We start from the raw sequence: 14,681 nt of genomic DNA, 5'->3' as shown, positions 1-14,681 counted from the left end.
ATGGACCACCTGCTCCGCCACCTCGCCCCGTTCGACCCCGCCGCCTGGGAGATGCTCGACCAGGAGGCCCGCGCGCGCCTCACGACCGCGCTCAGTGCCCGTCGGATCGTCGACTTCGACGGCCCCCTCGGCTGGCAGCGATCGTCCGTCGACCTCGGGCGCACCGAACCCGTCAGCGCGACCGTGACCGGCATCGCCGCGCGCCGTCGCCGGGTGCTCCCGCTCGCCGAGGTCCGCGCGGACTTCACGATCCCGCTGGCCGAACTCGTCGACTTCTCCCGCGGCGCGGACGACGTCGACGTCAGCACCCTCGACGCCGCAGCCCTCACGGTGGCGGCGTTCGAGAACCGCGTCGTCTTCGAGGGCTGGGACGCCGCGGGCATCGTCGGCGTCGTGCCGTCCTCCACGCACCAGGGCCAGGACCACGACGGCACGCCGGCGTCGTTCCGGATGGCGGTCACGGCTGCGGTCGCCTCCCTCCGCAGCGCGGGCGTCGCCGGGCCCTACGTGTTGGCGGCGGGCCCGGAGGACTGGGTCGACATCGTGCAGACCGAGGACGCGGGCTCGTCGCTCCTCGGGCAACTCGAGGCGATCCTCGGCGGCCGCGTCGAGTGGACGCCCGGCATCAGTGGCTCGGTGGTCCTCAGTGCTCGCGGCGGCGACTTCTCGCTCACCGTCGGGCAGGACCTGGCCCTCGGCTACACGGCCCACGACGCCCAGGACGTGCACCTCTACGTCGAGGAATCGCTCACGTTCCGGGTGGTGACGCCGGAGGCGGCCGTCCCGCTCCGCACCCTGCTGTAGCGCAGACGGACGGGAGGCCCGGTGCCAGCTGGCACCGGGCCTCCCGTCCGCGTGGTGGTCGCGGAATGCGACCGGCGCGACCGCTTACGCGGCGCGCGACTCGGAGAGCGTGGGGTAGTCGACGTAGCCCTCACCGGTGTTGCCGTAGAACAGCTCCGGACGCGGCTCGTTGAGCTCGGCGTCCTGCTCCCATCGCTCGGCGAGGTCCGGGTTCGCGATCACCGGTCGACCGACGGCGACGGCGTCCGCGTGACCGGCGTCGAGCAGAGCGATGGCCTCGTCACGCGTGGTCATCGACGCGAAGCCGGAGTTCACCACGAACGGTGCGCCGGCCGTGCGGCGGATGTGCTGCACGAGGTCGCCCGCGACGTCGGCGTTGAGGACGTCGACGAACGCGAGTCCGAGCGGTGCGAGTCCCTCGGCGAGCGCGGTGTAGGTCGCGAGGACGTCGGCGTCGTCCTCTTCCAGGACGCCCTGGATGTTGTGCTGCGGGGACAGGCGGATGCCCGTGCGGTCGGCACCGATGGCCTCGGCGACGGCGGTCGCGACCTCGATCGCGAAGCGTGCGCGGTTCTCCGGGGTGCCGCCGTAGACGTCATCGCGGACGTTCGACACGGGGGAGAGGAACTCGTGTACTAGGTAGCCGTTGGCGCCGTGGATCTCGACTCCGTCGAGCCCGGCGGCGATCGCGTTCCGGGCGGCCTGGACGAACCCCTGCACGGTGTCGCGGACCTCGTCCGTGGTGAGCGCGTGCGGGACGGGCATGGCTGCCTTGCCGGTCGCGGTGTGGGTCTCGCCGGGGGCCGCGATGGCGGAGGGGGCGACGATGCGCGGGGTCTGCGAGATGTCGGTGTGCGAGACGCGACCGCCGTGCATGAGCTGCATCACGATGGTGCCGCCGCGCTCGTGCACGGCGTCGGTGACGCGGCGCCAGCCGGCGATCTGCTCGTCGGTCTCGATGCCGGGTTGCCCGGGGTAGGAGCGGCCTTCCTGCACGGGCCAGGTGCCCTCGGTGATGATCATGCCGAGGGAGGCACGCTGGGCGTAGTGCTCGACGAGCAGGTCGTTCGGGATCCCGCGTTCGCCGGCGCGCGTGCGGGTGAGCGGCGCCATGACGATGCGGTTACGAAGGTGGAGTGCGCCGAGGTCGGCGGGTTCGAAGAGCTTCACGCTTCGATCGAACACCGTGTTGCTCGGTGCAATTCCGCCGTGGTGTCGATCTGGAGGAGATCTTCAGTCGCGCGGGCACACCAGCGTCGAGGAGCGGACCTGGCCCTCGGGGCGGATGACGGTGTGCAGCGAGAGGGGCTTGCCGCAGATCGGGCAGCCGCGGTCGACGGAGCGGTCGTCGATCCCCTCGGGGTGGCCGGCGCCGATCTGGGACGGGCCCATCTTGGCGATGAGGGTGTTGTTCCACCGCTCGTACCAACTGCCGGAGCGTCGCATGATTCGTCCTTTCGTTCGTGCACCAATGATTATGGCACGAATGACTGCGGAGCGCACCCGGTGCAGGTGCGAGACGGCGGCGTGAGTGCGAGACGGCGGCGTTCGTGCGGGACGGTCGCGCATGTCCCCGGCGTGACACGGCGGCGTCGGTGCGAGACGGCGGCGTGAGTGCGAGACGCCGGCTCAGCCGCGAGACGGCCCCGATCGCAGCGGCGTCTCGCGGAGATGGTGGTGTCTCACGAGGACACCGGCGTCCTCACACCTCGTCGACGAGTTCGAGCAGGGCCGTGAGCTCGTCCTTCAGGGCTTCGAGTCGCGCCAGCGGCCACCCCAGGCGATCGGCAACGGCGAGGGGGACGGCCCGGGCCCGCTCGCGGAGTGCTCGGCCCGCGGTGGTGAGTGAGACCTCGAGTTGGCGTTCGTCCGCGGTGCTGCGGGTGCGTCGGACGTACCCGGAGGCCTCGAGTCGTTTGAGCAGCGGGCTGAGGGTCGCCGAGTCGAGCCGGAGTTCGCGGGCGATCTCGCGGACCGATCGAGGGTCCTGCTCCCACAGCGCGAGCATCACGAGGTACTGCGGGTGTGTGAGGCCGAGGGGGTCGAGCAGGTCGCGGTAGAGCCCGATGACGCTCCGGCTCGTCGCCGCGAGCGCAAAGCAGAGCTGCCGGTCGAGGGCCAGGGGGTCGAGGTCGGTCTCGTGCATCCGCCCATCATACCGTTCGTGCACGAAGGGTGTGGGGAGGAGTGCGGTGGGCACCGCGGGCTTCGGCTGGCCGGCGCCGGTCGCGGTGCTTGCGTGCGCATGCATCGACCGATCACCCGTCGTTCGGCGAGTGCGTCGTCGGAACATGCACCCGCATCCGCTGCGTGGGCATGTTCCGACGAACCACGAGTCGATCGACACGTGGTTCGTCGGAGGATGCGGGGCAATGTTCCGGCCGGCGGACTGCGGGTCGAGCGAGTGGCGAGCGACGCGGCGCGCCGCGACGGCCGGGAGGCCCGGTGCCGGTCCCAGGGACCAGCACCGGGCCTCCCGGCCACGCGACCGAGCAGCGCGCCCGCTACGCGCGGTGCGCCGGCGCGTGCCCCTCGTGCGGGTGCGCGTCCGGCTCCACGGGAGCGGCGTGCGAACCGTGGTGCTCGTCCCCGTGGCCGGCCGGGTGCGTCCGCTCGAGCTGGGCGCCCTCGACGTCGACGTCCGGCAGGATCCGGTCGAGCCACTTCGGGATCCACCAGGCGCTCCGGCCGAGCAGGTGCATCACCGCGGGGATGAGCAGCATGCGGACGACGAACGCGTCGAGCAGGACGCCGAACGCCAGCCCGAACCCGATCGGCTTGATCGTGGACGAGTCCGAGAAGATGAACCCGGCGAACACCGAGATCATGATGATCGCGGCCGCCGTGACCACCGCTCGACCGGCGTGCAGACCGCGCTGGACCGCGACCTTGGCCGAGGCGCCGTGGGCGTAGGCCTCCCGCATGCCGGACACCAGGAACAGCTGGTAGTCCATCGCGAGGCCGAACAGGATGCCGATCTCGATGATGGGCAGGAAGCTCAGGATCGGCGCCGGGTCGTGCACGCCGAACACGGAGCCGAACCAGCCCCACTGGTAGATCGCCGTCAGGCCACCGAACGAGGCGAGCACCGACAGGATGAAGCCCGCCGTCGCGGTGATCGGGACGAGGAACGAGCGGAACACGATGATCAGGATGATGAGCGACAGTCCGACCACCACCGCCAGGTAGAGCGGCAGCACGTTCGAGAGCTTCTCGGACACGTCGATGTTCGCGCTCGCGTTGCCCGCGACGCCGAGCGTCACCGTGCCGTCCGAGGTGGTCACGGTCTGCGCACGCAGGTCCCGGACGAGGGTCTCGGTGGAGATGCTGTCCGGCCCGCCCGAGGGCTTGATCTGGAACGCGATGATGCTGCGGTCGTTCGAGGCGCCGATGGGCAGCACGGCCTTGACGTCGTGGTTCTTCGCCAAGGCCTGGCCGATCGTGACCTCCCTCGCGAGGACGTCGTCCTTGCTGATCGACTTCGGCAGGTCGGCGACGACCAGGAGCGGACCGTTCTGACCGGCGCCGAAGTCCTTGTCGAGCGTCTTGTACGCCTTGTACTGCGCGGAGTCGGTGGCCTCGGACGAGCCGCTCGGCAGGCCGAGACGCATCTGCGTCGCCGGCAGCGCGATGGTGCCGAGGACGGCGACACCGAGCACGAGCGTCACGACCGCACGGAGGGTCGACATCGGCTTGTTCGGCACCCGGGTGGAGCCGGTGTTGCCGATGCGCTCGCGCTCCTTGCGGCGCAGGATCCGCATGCCGATCACGGACAGCAGCGCCGGGGTGAACGACGTGGCGATGAGGATCGCGAACAGGACCGCGACGGCGCCGACGGTGCCCATCAGGCCGAGGAACGGGATGCCCGTGATGTTCAGCGCGAGCAGGGCGACGATGACCGTCGTGCCCGCGAAGACCACCGCGTTGCCGGACGTGCCGTTCGCGAGCCCGATGGACTCGTGCACGCTCATGCCTTGGCGCAGCTGTGTCCGGTGTCGGTTCAGGATGAACAGCGAGTAGTCGATGCCGACCGCCAACCCGAGCATCACCCCCAGCACGGGCGTGACCGAGATGAACTCGACCAGGCTCGAGAACGACAGGGACGCCAGGGTGGCGACGCCGACGCCGAGGACTGCCGAGAGGAGCGGGATCGCGGCGCCGATGACGGTGCGGAGCATCAGGAACAGCACGAGCGCGGCGACGATGACACCGATGATCTCGCCGGGGCCGAGGATCGACGGCACACCCTGCGCGATGTCGTTCGACACGTAGACGTCGACGCCCGAGATGTCGGCGTGGTCGGCCCGGTCCGAGATCGCCTGCTTCGTGGACTGCGGGACCTCGTACGTGGACTTCGTGAACTGCACGGTGCCGATCGCGGCGGCCCCGTTCGACGAGACGAAGCGGATGTCCTTCGACAGGTCGAGGAGCTTCGAGCCCTGTTCGAGCTGTCGCGCCTGGTCGTCGATCTTCGCGGTGTTCGCGGTGATCGTCTGCTGCGCCGCTGCGAGCTGGGCCTCCGCAGCGGTGATCGGCTGCTGCTGCGCATCGATCTGCGCCTGGGCCGCGGCGAGTTGCGCCTGGGCTGCGGCTGCCGCGGCGGGACCGGCGGACTGCACCTGGGCCTTCTTGGCGTCGAGCTGCTGCTGGGCGGCGGCGATCTGGGCCTTGCCCGCGGTCAGCTTCGCCTTCTGCGCGTCGAGCTGCTGCTGTCCGCTCGCGATCTTCGCGCGGGCGTCGCTGAGCTGCTTGCGGCCGTCGACCACCTTCTGCCGCTGGGCGTCCAGCGTGGCCTGCGTGGTGAACCCGTCGGTGGAGCCCTTGACGCCCTGCAGGTCCTCGGTGTTCTTGAGGAACGTCTTGACCTCGGACTTCTGGGCGTCGGTGAACACCTTGCCGTCGCTCGTCCGGAACACGATCGTCCCGTTGCCGCCGTTCGCCGACGGGAACTTCTTCGCGAGCTGGTCCTGCACCTGGCTGGTCTTGGTGCCGGGGATGCTGATCGACGACGAGATCGTGCCCGCGAACAGGCTGTACGTCAGCCCGGCGATGCCCATGATCACGATCCAGGCGATGATCACGAGCCAGTGGCGCCGGGCGGAGAATCGCCCGAGTCGGTAGAGGAGGCCGGCCATGCGGTTGCCCCGTTCCTTTCGTCGTCAGTGCAGTGGAGAGGTGCGGGGTGCGCCGGTGGACCCCTGGGGAGGGAAGATCAGTCGGTCGGCAGGTAGCCGGAGCGGACGCTGTGCACGAGTCTGCTCAGCAGCGCATCCCAGTCGTCCAAGGCGGCCTGGTCGAGGCTCGAGCCGTGCTGGTCGAGCCAGTACTCGGCGATCACGACGATGCCGCTCATGAGCGACTCGACCAGGAGCGCGGCGTCGAGGGCGTCCGCGGCGGGGTGTCGACGAGCGACCTCGGCACGCAGCCGTTCCGTGACCCGGCCGAATGCGGTCTGCGTGAGCACCGCCGCCTTCGGGTCGTCCTTGCCGGGGGCGCCGAGGATCCGGTACATGCCGGCGATCGCCGGCGCCAGGTCGGCTCCGCGGGCCGCGGACTCGAGCTCGTCGAACATCGACGAGCGGCTGCCGTCGCCCACCGGCGTCCGGGCCATGTCGGCGAGGAACCGGTCGATGATCACCGACAGTTCCTCGTCGCAGACGGCCAGCAGGACCTCGTCCAGCGACGCGAAGTGGTTGAACACGGTTCGTCGCGCGACGTCGGCCCGTGCGGCGAGGTCGTCGACGCTGAACCCGCGACCGCGGTCCTGGATCAGGTCGCGTGCCGCCTGCAGGATCGCAGCACGGTGCTTCGCCTTGAGGGCGGCGCGTCGATCGACGGACAGGGTCACGAACAGGACACTAGGTGCATCGATGCACTCGGTGCAACGACTAGGAGAGCATGTTCAGGTTCGTCCCCCGTCGGCGGACGGGAGGCGCGGTGTGGGGCCGCCCCGCGCCTCCCGTCTGCCGTATGGTCACCTCGTGAACCGGACCGATCGGCTGTACGCGCTCGTCGAGGAGCTTCGCGCCGTCGCGCCCGCTCGGCGGAGCGCGCGACGGCTCGCCGAGCACTTCGGCGTCAGCGTCCGCACCGCGGAACGCGACCTGCGCTCCCTGCAGGAGGCCGGCGTCCCGATCTGGGCGGAGCCCGGACGCACCGGCGGGTACACGATCGACGCCCGGGCGACGCTGCCACCGCTCGGGTTCTCGGTGGACGAGGCGCTCGCCGTCGCGATCGGGCTGGCCATGCTGGGACGGAGCCCGTTCCGCGGCGCGGCGCACACGGCGGCCCGCAAGGTGACGGCGGTGCTGCACGACGACGACGCCCGACGCGCGGCACGGCTGGCGAGCCGCGTGCACCTGCTGGAGTCGGGCGACCGGCCGCCGGGGCCGACCGCGCTCGCGCAGGCGCTCACCCACGGACGGGTCGTGCGGATGCGGTACCGCGATGCCGCCGGTCGCGACACGGACCGCACCGTGGAGCCGCTCGGGTACATCGGCAAGGGCGAGGACTGGTACCTCGTCGCGTGGTGCCGGCTGCGTGACGGGGTGCGGGCGTTCCGGGGCGACCGGGTGATCGCGGTCGAGGAGACGGACGAGGTCGCACCGCAGCGCGTGGTGCACCTCGACGAGCTGGACATCCCGCACGGGGTGCTCCGGCCGGTCCTCGGTGGCGACTGAACCCCCCCGCCTGGTCGATCTCGGCGAAACCCCGACACAGGGCTGTCGCGCGGACGGGCGATCCTGATCGGGTCGGCCACGGCGGTCGGCGAGAGAGGATCACCATGCAGTTCGCATCCGTCCGCGTCATCACCGACGACCTCGACGGCATGACCGCGTTCTACGAGCGGCTCACCCGCACTGAAGCCCGGCGACCGGCGCCCGTGTTCGCCGAGATCGTGACCGGCGGGATCGTCCTGGCCCTCGCGGCGCCGGTGACCGTGGCGTCCCTGGGTGACGGCGCCCCGAGTCCCCGCGCCGCGGGCAGTGCGATCGTCGAGTTCCTGGTCGACGACGTCGATGCCGAGTTCGAGCGGCTCCAGCCGGCGGCGGAGGCGGTCGTCCTGCCGCCGACGACGATGCCGTGGGGGAACCGGTCGACGATCCTGCGCGACCCGGACGGCAACCTGGTGAACCTGTTCAGCCGCCCGGCTCCGGAGTGACGCGGTGCATGCTTGAACCATGCGCGGGGTGATCGTGGTGGGGGCAGTGGTGACGGCCGTCGTGCTCGGGGTGACCGGCTGCAGCGGGACGGCGCCGTCGGGCACCGCGTCCCCCGGTCACGTCGGGTCCCCGAGCGGGCACGCGGCGAGCGCTGCGCCCGCGACCGGTCAGCCGACCCCGTCGGCTGACGTTGCTGCCACCCGGCGCTTCGCCGCGCTCGAACAGCACTACGGCGCGCGCCTCGGCGTCACAGCGGTGGACACGGGCAGCGGCAACACCATCGAGTACCGAGCGGGGGAGCGGTTCCCGTTCGCGTCCACCAACAAGGTGTTCATCGCCGCAGCGGTCCTGCGCGCCTCGAGCGCGGCAGACCTCGACACGGTCGTCCACTTCGGCCGGAGCGACCTGCTCGAGTACGCACCGATCACGAGCCAGCACGTCGACAGCGGGATGACCGTCCGAGCGCTCATCGATGCCGCACTCCGGTACAGCGACAACACCGCGGCGAATCTCCTGGTCGTGCGGCTCGGCGGCGTCAGCGCGGTCGAGCGGTACCTGCGGAGCATCGGTGATCGGACGACGAACGTCGACCGTGTCGAGCCCGATCTCAACCAGTCGACCCCGGGCGACCCGCGCGACACCTCGACACCGGCGCAGTTCGCGGCCGATCTGCGCGCGGTGGTGCTGGGGACTGCTCTCGACCCCGCTAACCGGCAGGTGCTGCGGGGCGCGATGCTGCAGAACACGACCGGCGGAGCGACGATCCGGGCCGGGGTCGACGCTGGCTGGCCCGTCGCCGACAAGACCGGCACGGGGTCGTACGGTGTCCGGAACGACATCGCCGTGGTGTACCCGCCCGGTCGGGAGCCGATCGTCGTCGTCGTGATGACGCGGCGGGACGTGCAGGGCGCCGAAGGGTCGGACGCACTGGTCGCTGCGACGGCGAAGGCAGCCGTTGGACAGTTGCTCGGCACCGCGAAGTGACGGTCTTCCGTCGGCGAAGGCACTCCACGTGCGAGATCGGACACGCATCCACGCCGCCCGTCGCGATGGTGTTATGTTCGGCGCAGCAACAAATAGCGCCGCCCACCCCGACAACGCCGTCCGGAAAGCCGAGCCACCCGTGCACACGATCTCCACCAGTCCCGCCGCTCCCGCCCATCGTCTCGGTGAGGCCGTCCTCACGGTCGTCGACGAGGCCGGCGCACCCATTCCAGGCGTGCCGGTCACCGTCGAACAGACCCGGCACGCCTTCACGTTCGGGAACATCGGCTTCGACTTCATCCCGCTCGCGAACGGCGAAGCAGGCGCAGACGGCGAACCCGACCCGATCGGGACCGAGGCGCTCGCCGACCTGTACGCCGACGTCTTCACCACCGCGACCCTCCCGTTCTACTGGGGACGCTTCGAGCCGCAGCGCGGCGCTCCCGACACCACGCGCCTCCAGGCCACCGCCCGGTGGCTCCGCGCACGCGGGATCGACCTGAAGGGCCACCCACTCGTCTGGCACACCGTGCAGCCGGACTGGCTGCTCGACCTGCCGCTCGACGAGATCGAGCGCCTGCAGCGCGAACGCATCCGCCGGGAGGTCGCCGACTTCGCGGGGCTCATCGACACGTGGGACGCGATCAACGAGGTCGTCATCATGCCGGTGTTCGCGAACGGCGACAACGGCATCACACGGCTGGCGGCCGACCGCGGCCGACTGCACATGATCCGGTTGGCCTTCGAGGAGGCCCGCGCCACGAACCCCCGAGCACGCCTGCTGCTGAACGACTTCGACCTGTCGAGCGACTACGAGCGGCTCATCGAGCAGGTGCTCGAGGCCGGCATCCAACTCGACGCGATCGGCCTGCAGACGCACATGCACCAGGGCTACTGGGGCGAGGACACGATGCTCGCGATGGTCGACCGCTTCGCGCGGTTCGGTCTGCCGCTGCACATGACGGAGACCTCCCTGGTGTCCGGGGACCTCATGCCGCCGGAGATCGTCGACCTGAACGACTACCAGGTCACGTCCTGGCCCTCGACGCCCGAGGGGGAGGCACGCCAGGCCGACGAACTCGAGCGGCACTACCGGAGCCTGGTGGGCCACCCGGCGATCGAGGCGATCACCTACTGGGGCATCACCGACGCGGGCGCGTGGCTCGGGGCGCCGATCGGGCTGGTCCGCGCCGACGGCTCGCCGAAGCCCGCGTACGACGCACTCCGTCGCCTGGTCAAGGAAGCGTGGTGGATCGCGCCGACGACGGTGGCCACGGACGACCAGGGGCAGGTCCGGGTGCGTGGGTTCCGTGGTCAGTACGCTGCGACGGTCGCGGGCGCCACGACGGCGTTCGCCGTCGCTGGACCCGAGGAACGGGTCCAGCTGGTATCACCGGGACGGTGACGGCCTGGAGGCACGGTGCCGGTCCGACAAGCGCCTCGCCGCCCGGCGGGCGCCGTTCCACACACACACGACAGGACATGCCATGGACACCACGCCACTGACCGGCTCGGTCGCACTCGTCACTGCGGCGTCGCGGGGGATCGGCCGATCGATCGCGCTCGACCTGGCTGCCAACGGCGCCGACGTCGCGCTCGGGGTGCGGGACCCGGAGGCGGCCGGAGCGCTCGCCGACGAGATCCGTGCGCTCGGGCGCCGCGTGACGACCGTCGCGATGGACGTCACGGACCTGGCGGCGTGCCGGCGGGCGGTCGACGCGGTCATCGAGGAACTCGGCACGATCGACGTCCTGGTGAACAACGCCGGCGGGGGCATCGACGAGCCTGCGTTCGACGTGACGGAGGAGCACTTCGACGCGGTGTGGGCCCTGAACACGAAGTCGACGTTCTTCATATCACAGCACGTCGCCCGCCACATGCGGACCGCCGGTGGGGGGTCGATCGTGAACATCGCCTCCCAGGCCGGCCTGGTCGCGCTCCCCGGCGAGGTCTCGTACTGCACGAGCAAGGCCGCCGTGATCCACCTCACGAAGTGCCTCGCCGTCGAGTGGGGGCAGGACGGCATCCGGGTCAACGCCGTTGCACCGACGTTCATCGAGACGGAGGGCACCGCGCCCGCCCTGTCCGACCGGGCGTTCCGCGAGGACACCGTGGAGCGGATCGCCGCCCTGCACCGCATCGGCGAGCCGCAGGAGGTCGCGGCTGCCGTCACCTTCCTGGCCGGGCCGGGGGCGTCGTTGATCACCGGGACGGCGCTGCCGATCGACGGGGGGTGGACTGCCCGCTGATCGCGGGGGCGGGGTGGCCAGCGCGCGCGAACGCTGGTGCGACGCGCAGCTCGTGTCCTACTCTCGTCCCGTGGACCAGACCGACCCGCAGGGGCACGACGAGCCGAGCGGCCTCACCCCAGCGACTGCCGCGGCCTTCGACGCCGACGTGCCCGGTGTCGCCATCGCGCCCGGCGGTGAGTTCCTGCCGGATGCCGAGGTGCCCCCGGCGGTCGTCCACGCCGGGGGCGGCGACGACGTGATGTTCGACGCGTAGCAGTCCGGCCGGATCGCTCAGGCCGAGTTCATCGGCGAATCGGCCCGCGCCAGGACCACGACGGTGACGTCGTCCTCCGCGCGCTCCGCCGCCCGGAGCCGCACGGTCTCCAGGAAGGCCTCGATGCTCGACGCGCGCCGCAGCGTCTCGCCGAGGTCGGCGAGGGTGTCGATGGTCCCGTCGCCGAGGTCGAGCGCGCCGTCGCTCGTCAGGATGAGCGCATCGCCCGGTTCGAGGACGACCGAGCTCCCGCGGCGCGGACCGCTCTCGGGCGGTCGCAGGCCGATGGGGAGGTCGTGGGATCGGAGGACGCCACCGCCTCCGCTGGCACGGAGGTGCAGGACGAGCCCGTGACCGGCGTCGACGTACTCCACGCGGCCGTTGGCCCGGTCGAGTCGGCCGTGGAAGAGGGTGCCGAACGCTGACGCCCGGAGCAGGTCTTCGCAGATGCGGGGCTCCATCGCGGCGACCGCGTCGACCGGCTCGAGCCGATCGTGCTGCCGGAGCGCCGCACGGAGCCCGGCCGCCAGCAGCGCTGCCGGCTGTTCCTTGCCCATGATGTCCGCGAGGCTCACCGTGATGCCGGTCTCGTCCGCGGTCCAGTCGTAGACGTCCCCGCTCAGGTCGCCGTACGGCACGCTCAGGCCCGTGATCCGGTACCCGGCGGCGTCCAGCGGCTGTGGTGTGAGGGCGGCGACGACCTCGAGCAGCCGGTCCTGCTGGAGGCCGTGGGCCAGCACGACCTCGGCCCACCGCCCGAGGTCCATGAGCGCGGCCTCGTCCTGCAAGGTGAACTCGCGCGGCTCGGTGTCGATCAGGCAGAGGCTCCCGATGCGGATCCCGCCCGGCATGGTCAGCGGCACGCCCGCGTAGAAGCGGATCCCCCGGTGGCTCACGCCGGGGAGCTCGGCCGTGCGCGGGTCCAGGAGGGTGTCAGGGACGATGGTCGGCTCGGCCTGCTCGATCGTCAACTGGCAGAACGACCACTCGATCGGACCCGAGGTCGGCTCGTTGGGCACGTTCTGCGTCAGCGTGTGCAGCAGCGTGTCGTCGAGCACGTTGACGTACGAGAACGGCACGTTGAAGAGCTCGCGAGCGATGCGCACGATCCGCTGGAACCGTTCCGAGGGCGCGGCGACGACCACGTCGAGCGCAGCGACCAGGGCGGCCCGAGCCGCCCGCGCACCATCGAAGTCCATCCATGCCCCCTGACCGAGCTCCCCGTCGATCATGCCACCACCACCCATGACGTCCGCCGAACCCGCCACCATCGATGTCCGTGCGTCGGCGGGCGGATGTGTCCCGGGACACAGCGCCGCTCGTCCGGTCGTTGCGCCCGGTGACCACCACGAGACTGGGCGGCATGCGCATCCGGGGATCGATCGTCGTGCTCGCCGCGCTCTGCACCGGACTGCTCACGGGCTGCGCTCCGGCGGAGGGCCTGGCGCGGAGCCTCGCGCACCAGGACGGCGCGAGCGAGAGCGCACCGTGCCCTGCCGATCCCGAGAGCACGTCGGAGTCGCCCACCTCGCACCCGGCGCCGTCCCTCGACCCGACCGTCGCGGGCGAGGTCCGCGATGCACTGCGGGCGGTGCGCAGCCTTCCGGGTGTCGAGCACGCGGACGAGACGACCACGAACGGGACGAGCGCGGTGCCCGACCCGGCGTGCCCCACCCGCCTCGTGACCGCGAACCACTTCGCCTCGGCGTTCGTGGTCACCACCACACCGCAGGCCACGCCCGAGCAGGCCGGTGCCGTCCCCGCTACCATGTCCGAGCACCTGTCCTGGACCGGTGTCGACCTGACCCTGACCGTCCCGGCGGGGGAAGGGCACGTCGCGACCTCCGTGGCGTACCGGGGCACGTTCGACCAGCAGATCCCCGAGGCGACGTCCACCGCCGTCGCGCGTGGGCTGGCCACGCTCGCGGCCACCCCGCACGTCGCCGGGCTGAACGCCGAGATCCCGATGACCATGCGCGTGGACTACGGCTCGCTCACGATCGGCGTCGACAGTCGAGACGAGGGCGTCCTCGCGGGTGTGCGCGCCGTCATCGACCGCACGGTCTTCGCCCACACGACCCTCCACGGCTCGTTCGGGAACGGCGCGAAGCCCTGACCCCACGGGGTCCTGACCGCGGGCACCGCCCGCACCGGGCCGCACCGCACGCCCCGTCGGGATCAGCGCGGCAGCGTCGCCGCCCACCGCCCGATCGCGTCGTACGCCTGGTCGCGCACCTCCGGGACCGACAGCACCACGTCGTGCAACGCACCGTGCAACCGCCGGACGGTGACCTCGTCGCCGAGCGACAGCGCCCGGTGCGCGACCACGTCGACGTTGAGCGCGACGTCCGCCCGTGTCATGCCGTCGTCCCACCGGGGCTGCAGCATGCTCTTGTCGCTCAGCATCACGAGCGTCGGCACCTCGATGTCGAGGCCCCGCTCGACACGGGCCTGGCCGTCGAACACCGCGGCGAGCCAACCGGGGTGCAGCGGGAACCCGCGCTCGGGCCGCCAGCGCTGGTCGTAGGTCCACGACCCCTCGCCCGCGGCCGAGACGGTCCGCGTGTAGAAGCCGGGGTCGACGGCGGGCATCGGGGCCAGCGGGTTCCGCCGTGCACCGAGCTTGATCACCGGCGCGACGAGCGCGCGGCCGACAGCGCTCGCCTGGAACTCCAGCCAGGGGCTGTTCAGGATGAGGCCGTGCACCAGCTCGGGGTGGCGCGCTGCCCAGAGGGACAGGGTCAGCCCGCCCGTGGAGTGCCCCATCGGCACGAGCAGGCGGCCGCCGGCGTGGTGCTCGGTCGACATCGCGTCGAGTGCGGCGGCGATGTCCTCGTCGTAGGTCGCGAGGTCGTCGATGTTGCCCGGCGTCTGGTGGGGGAGCAGGCTCCGCCCGTACTTCCGGAGGTCGAGGGCGTGGAACCGGGCGCCCAACCGCTCGATGCGCTCGGCGAGTTCCACCTGGAAGAAGTAGTCGGACCACCCGTGCACGTACAGGACGTCGACGTTGTGCAACGGTCCCCGGCCCTGCAGGAGCAGGTCGGTCGGCGTGTGCCGTCGGCGGACCAGTGTCGCGACGATCGGTCCCTCGGCATCCGACCCGAGTGGCAGGGTCAGCTGCTCGAAGGGTGCCCCGAGCACGTCCTCACGCCACCCCGCGTCCGCCATCACCCGAGCGTATCCGTCGCGCCTGTCCGGCGGCGCTCGCGTGCGTCGCGACCCGGT

At 71.4% G+C, this 14,681-nt stretch carries 15 protein-coding genes; 8 read left to right on the top strand and 7 right to left on the bottom strand.

Translation table 11 applies throughout. The features are described from left to right. Positions 1 to 804 carry a family 1 encapsulin nanocompartment shell protein gene (locus J7E22_RS13930; RefSeq protein WP_214982411.1) on the top strand — a complete coding sequence of 268 codons (804 nt, stop codon included), beginning with the start codon at positions 1 to 3 and terminating at the stop codon, positions 802 to 804. 84 nt (positions 805 to 888) lie between these two features. On the opposite strand, the gene J7E22_RS13925 is transcribed toward J7E22_RS13930, so the two are convergent. The 5 genes from J7E22_RS13925 to J7E22_RS13905 all read right to left on the bottom strand — a co-directional run bounded on the left by J7E22_RS13925 (position 889) and on the right by J7E22_RS13905 (position 6,652). Then, positions 889 to 1,974: an alkene reductase gene (locus tag J7E22_RS13925; RefSeq protein ID WP_214982410.1), complete on the bottom strand. Its 1,086-nt coding sequence runs from the start codon at positions 1,972 to 1,974 to the stop codon at positions 889 to 891. 63 nt (positions 1,975 to 2,037) lie between these two features. Beyond that, entirely contained in the window at positions 2,038 to 2,250 is a 213-nt protein-coding gene (locus J7E22_RS13920) for a hypothetical protein (protein ID WP_214982409.1), read from the bottom strand. A 256-nt stretch (positions 2,251 to 2,506) separates the two neighbouring features. Further along, a complete protein-coding gene (locus tag J7E22_RS13915) occupies positions 2,507 to 2,950 on the bottom strand; it encodes a MarR family winged helix-turn-helix transcriptional regulator (RefSeq protein ID WP_214982408.1) in 444 nt (147 codons plus the stop codon). Between the two features lie 358 nt (positions 2,951 to 3,308). Continuing rightward, positions 3,309 to 5,939 (bottom strand): MMPL family transporter, encoded by a 2,631-nt coding sequence (locus tag J7E22_RS13910; protein ID WP_214982407.1) that lies wholly within the window; start codon positions 5,937 to 5,939, stop codon positions 3,309 to 3,311. 77 nt (positions 5,940 to 6,016) lie between these two features. Next, positions 6,017 to 6,652 carry a TetR/AcrR family transcriptional regulator gene (locus J7E22_RS13905; protein WP_214982406.1) on the bottom strand — a complete coding sequence of 212 codons (636 nt, stop codon included), beginning with the start codon at positions 6,650 to 6,652 and terminating at the stop codon, positions 6,017 to 6,019. Between the two features lie 133 nt (positions 6,653 to 6,785). On the opposite strand from J7E22_RS13905, the gene J7E22_RS13900 reads away from it, so the two are divergent. The 6 genes from J7E22_RS13900 (at position 6,786) to J7E22_RS13875 (ending at position 11,456) form a co-directional block, all read left to right on the top strand. Next, complete coding sequence (locus J7E22_RS13900) at positions 6,786 to 7,484, top strand: YafY family protein (protein ID WP_214982405.1); 699 nt, start codon at positions 6,786 to 6,788, stop codon at positions 7,482 to 7,484. A gap of 104 nt (positions 7,485 to 7,588) precedes the next feature. Beyond that, positions 7,589 to 7,966, top strand: a complete 378-nt coding sequence (locus J7E22_RS13895) for a VOC family protein (protein ID WP_214982404.1) — start codon at positions 7,589 to 7,591, stop codon at positions 7,964 to 7,966. A gap of 19 nt (positions 7,967 to 7,985) precedes the next feature. Next, entirely contained in the window at positions 7,986 to 8,951 is a 966-nt protein-coding gene (gene bla / locus J7E22_RS13890) for a class A beta-lactamase (protein WP_214982403.1), read from the top strand. A gap of 28 nt (positions 8,952 to 8,979) precedes the next feature. Continuing rightward, positions 8,980 to 10,356, top strand: coding sequence for an endo-1,4-beta-xylanase (locus J7E22_RS13885; RefSeq protein ID WP_308159260.1), 1,377 nt, complete (start codon positions 8,980 to 8,982; stop codon positions 10,354 to 10,356). A gap of 82 nt (positions 10,357 to 10,438) precedes the next feature. Then, complete coding sequence (locus tag J7E22_RS13880) at positions 10,439 to 11,200, top strand: SDR family NAD(P)-dependent oxidoreductase (protein ID WP_214982402.1); 762 nt, start codon at positions 10,439 to 10,441, stop codon at positions 11,198 to 11,200. A 70-nt stretch (positions 11,201 to 11,270) separates the two neighbouring features. Then, a complete protein-coding gene (locus J7E22_RS13875) occupies positions 11,271 to 11,456 on the top strand; it encodes a hypothetical protein (RefSeq protein ID WP_214982401.1) in 186 nt (61 codons plus the stop codon). Between the two features lie 17 nt (positions 11,457 to 11,473). On the opposite strand, the gene J7E22_RS13870 is transcribed toward J7E22_RS13875, so the two are convergent. Beyond that, complete coding sequence (locus J7E22_RS13870) at positions 11,474 to 12,688, bottom strand: PP2C family protein-serine/threonine phosphatase (protein ID WP_214982400.1); 1,215 nt, start codon at positions 12,686 to 12,688, stop codon at positions 11,474 to 11,476. Positions 12,689 to 12,819: 131 nt separating this feature from the next. Between J7E22_RS13870 and J7E22_RS13865 the strand changes: the two genes are divergently transcribed. Further along, a complete protein-coding gene (locus J7E22_RS13865; protein WP_214982399.1) occupies positions 12,820 to 13,572 on the top strand; it encodes a hypothetical protein in 753 nt (250 codons plus the stop codon). A gap of 62 nt (positions 13,573 to 13,634) precedes the next feature. On the opposite strand, the gene J7E22_RS13860 is transcribed toward J7E22_RS13865, so the two are convergent. After that, entirely contained in the window at positions 13,635 to 14,624 is a 990-nt protein-coding gene (locus J7E22_RS13860; protein WP_214982398.1) for an alpha/beta hydrolase, read from the bottom strand. Positions 14,625 to 14,681 lie beyond the last annotated feature (57 nt).

Source organism: Curtobacterium sp. ISL-83 (assembly GCF_018613895.1).
GTDB lineage: Bacteria > Actinomycetota > Actinomycetes > Actinomycetales > Microbacteriaceae > Curtobacterium.
Note: the sequence above shows the minus strand (reverse complement) of the source record. Positions and strands in the feature narration are given on the sequence as shown.

Excerpts from the sequence above, each read along its gene's own strand:
- J7E22_RS13930 (WP_214982411.1), top strand. The coding sequence starts at position 1 with ATGGACCACCTGCTCCGCCACCTCGCCCCGTTCGACCCCGCCGCCTGG.
- J7E22_RS13920 (WP_214982409.1), bottom strand. The coding sequence starts at position 2,250 with ATGCGACGCTCCGGCAGTTGGTACGAGCGGTGGAACAACACCCTCATC.
- J7E22_RS13915 (WP_214982408.1), bottom strand. The coding sequence starts at position 2,950 with ATGCACGAGACCGACCTCGACCCCCTGGCCCTCGACCGGCAGCTCTGC.
- J7E22_RS13910 (WP_214982407.1), bottom strand. The coding sequence starts at position 5,939 with ATGGCCGGCCTCCTCTACCGACTCGGGCGATTCTCCGCCCGGCGCCAC.
- J7E22_RS13895 (WP_214982404.1), top strand. The coding sequence starts at position 7,589 with ATGCAGTTCGCATCCGTCCGCGTCATCACCGACGACCTCGACGGCATG.
- bla (WP_214982403.1), top strand. The coding sequence starts at position 7,986 with ATGCGCGGGGTGATCGTGGTGGGGGCAGTGGTGACGGCCGTCGTGCTC.
- J7E22_RS13880 (WP_214982402.1), top strand. The coding sequence starts at position 10,439 with ATGGACACCACGCCACTGACCGGCTCGGTCGCACTCGTCACTGCGGCG.
- J7E22_RS13870 (WP_214982400.1), bottom strand. The coding sequence starts at position 12,688 with ATGATCGACGGGGAGCTCGGTCAGGGGGCATGGATGGACTTCGATGGT.
- J7E22_RS13865 (WP_214982399.1), top strand. The coding sequence starts at position 12,820 with ATGCGCATCCGGGGATCGATCGTCGTGCTCGCCGCGCTCTGCACCGGA.
- J7E22_RS13860 (WP_214982398.1), bottom strand. The coding sequence starts at position 14,624 with ATGGCGGACGCGGGGTGGCGTGAGGACGTGCTCGGGGCACCCTTCGAG.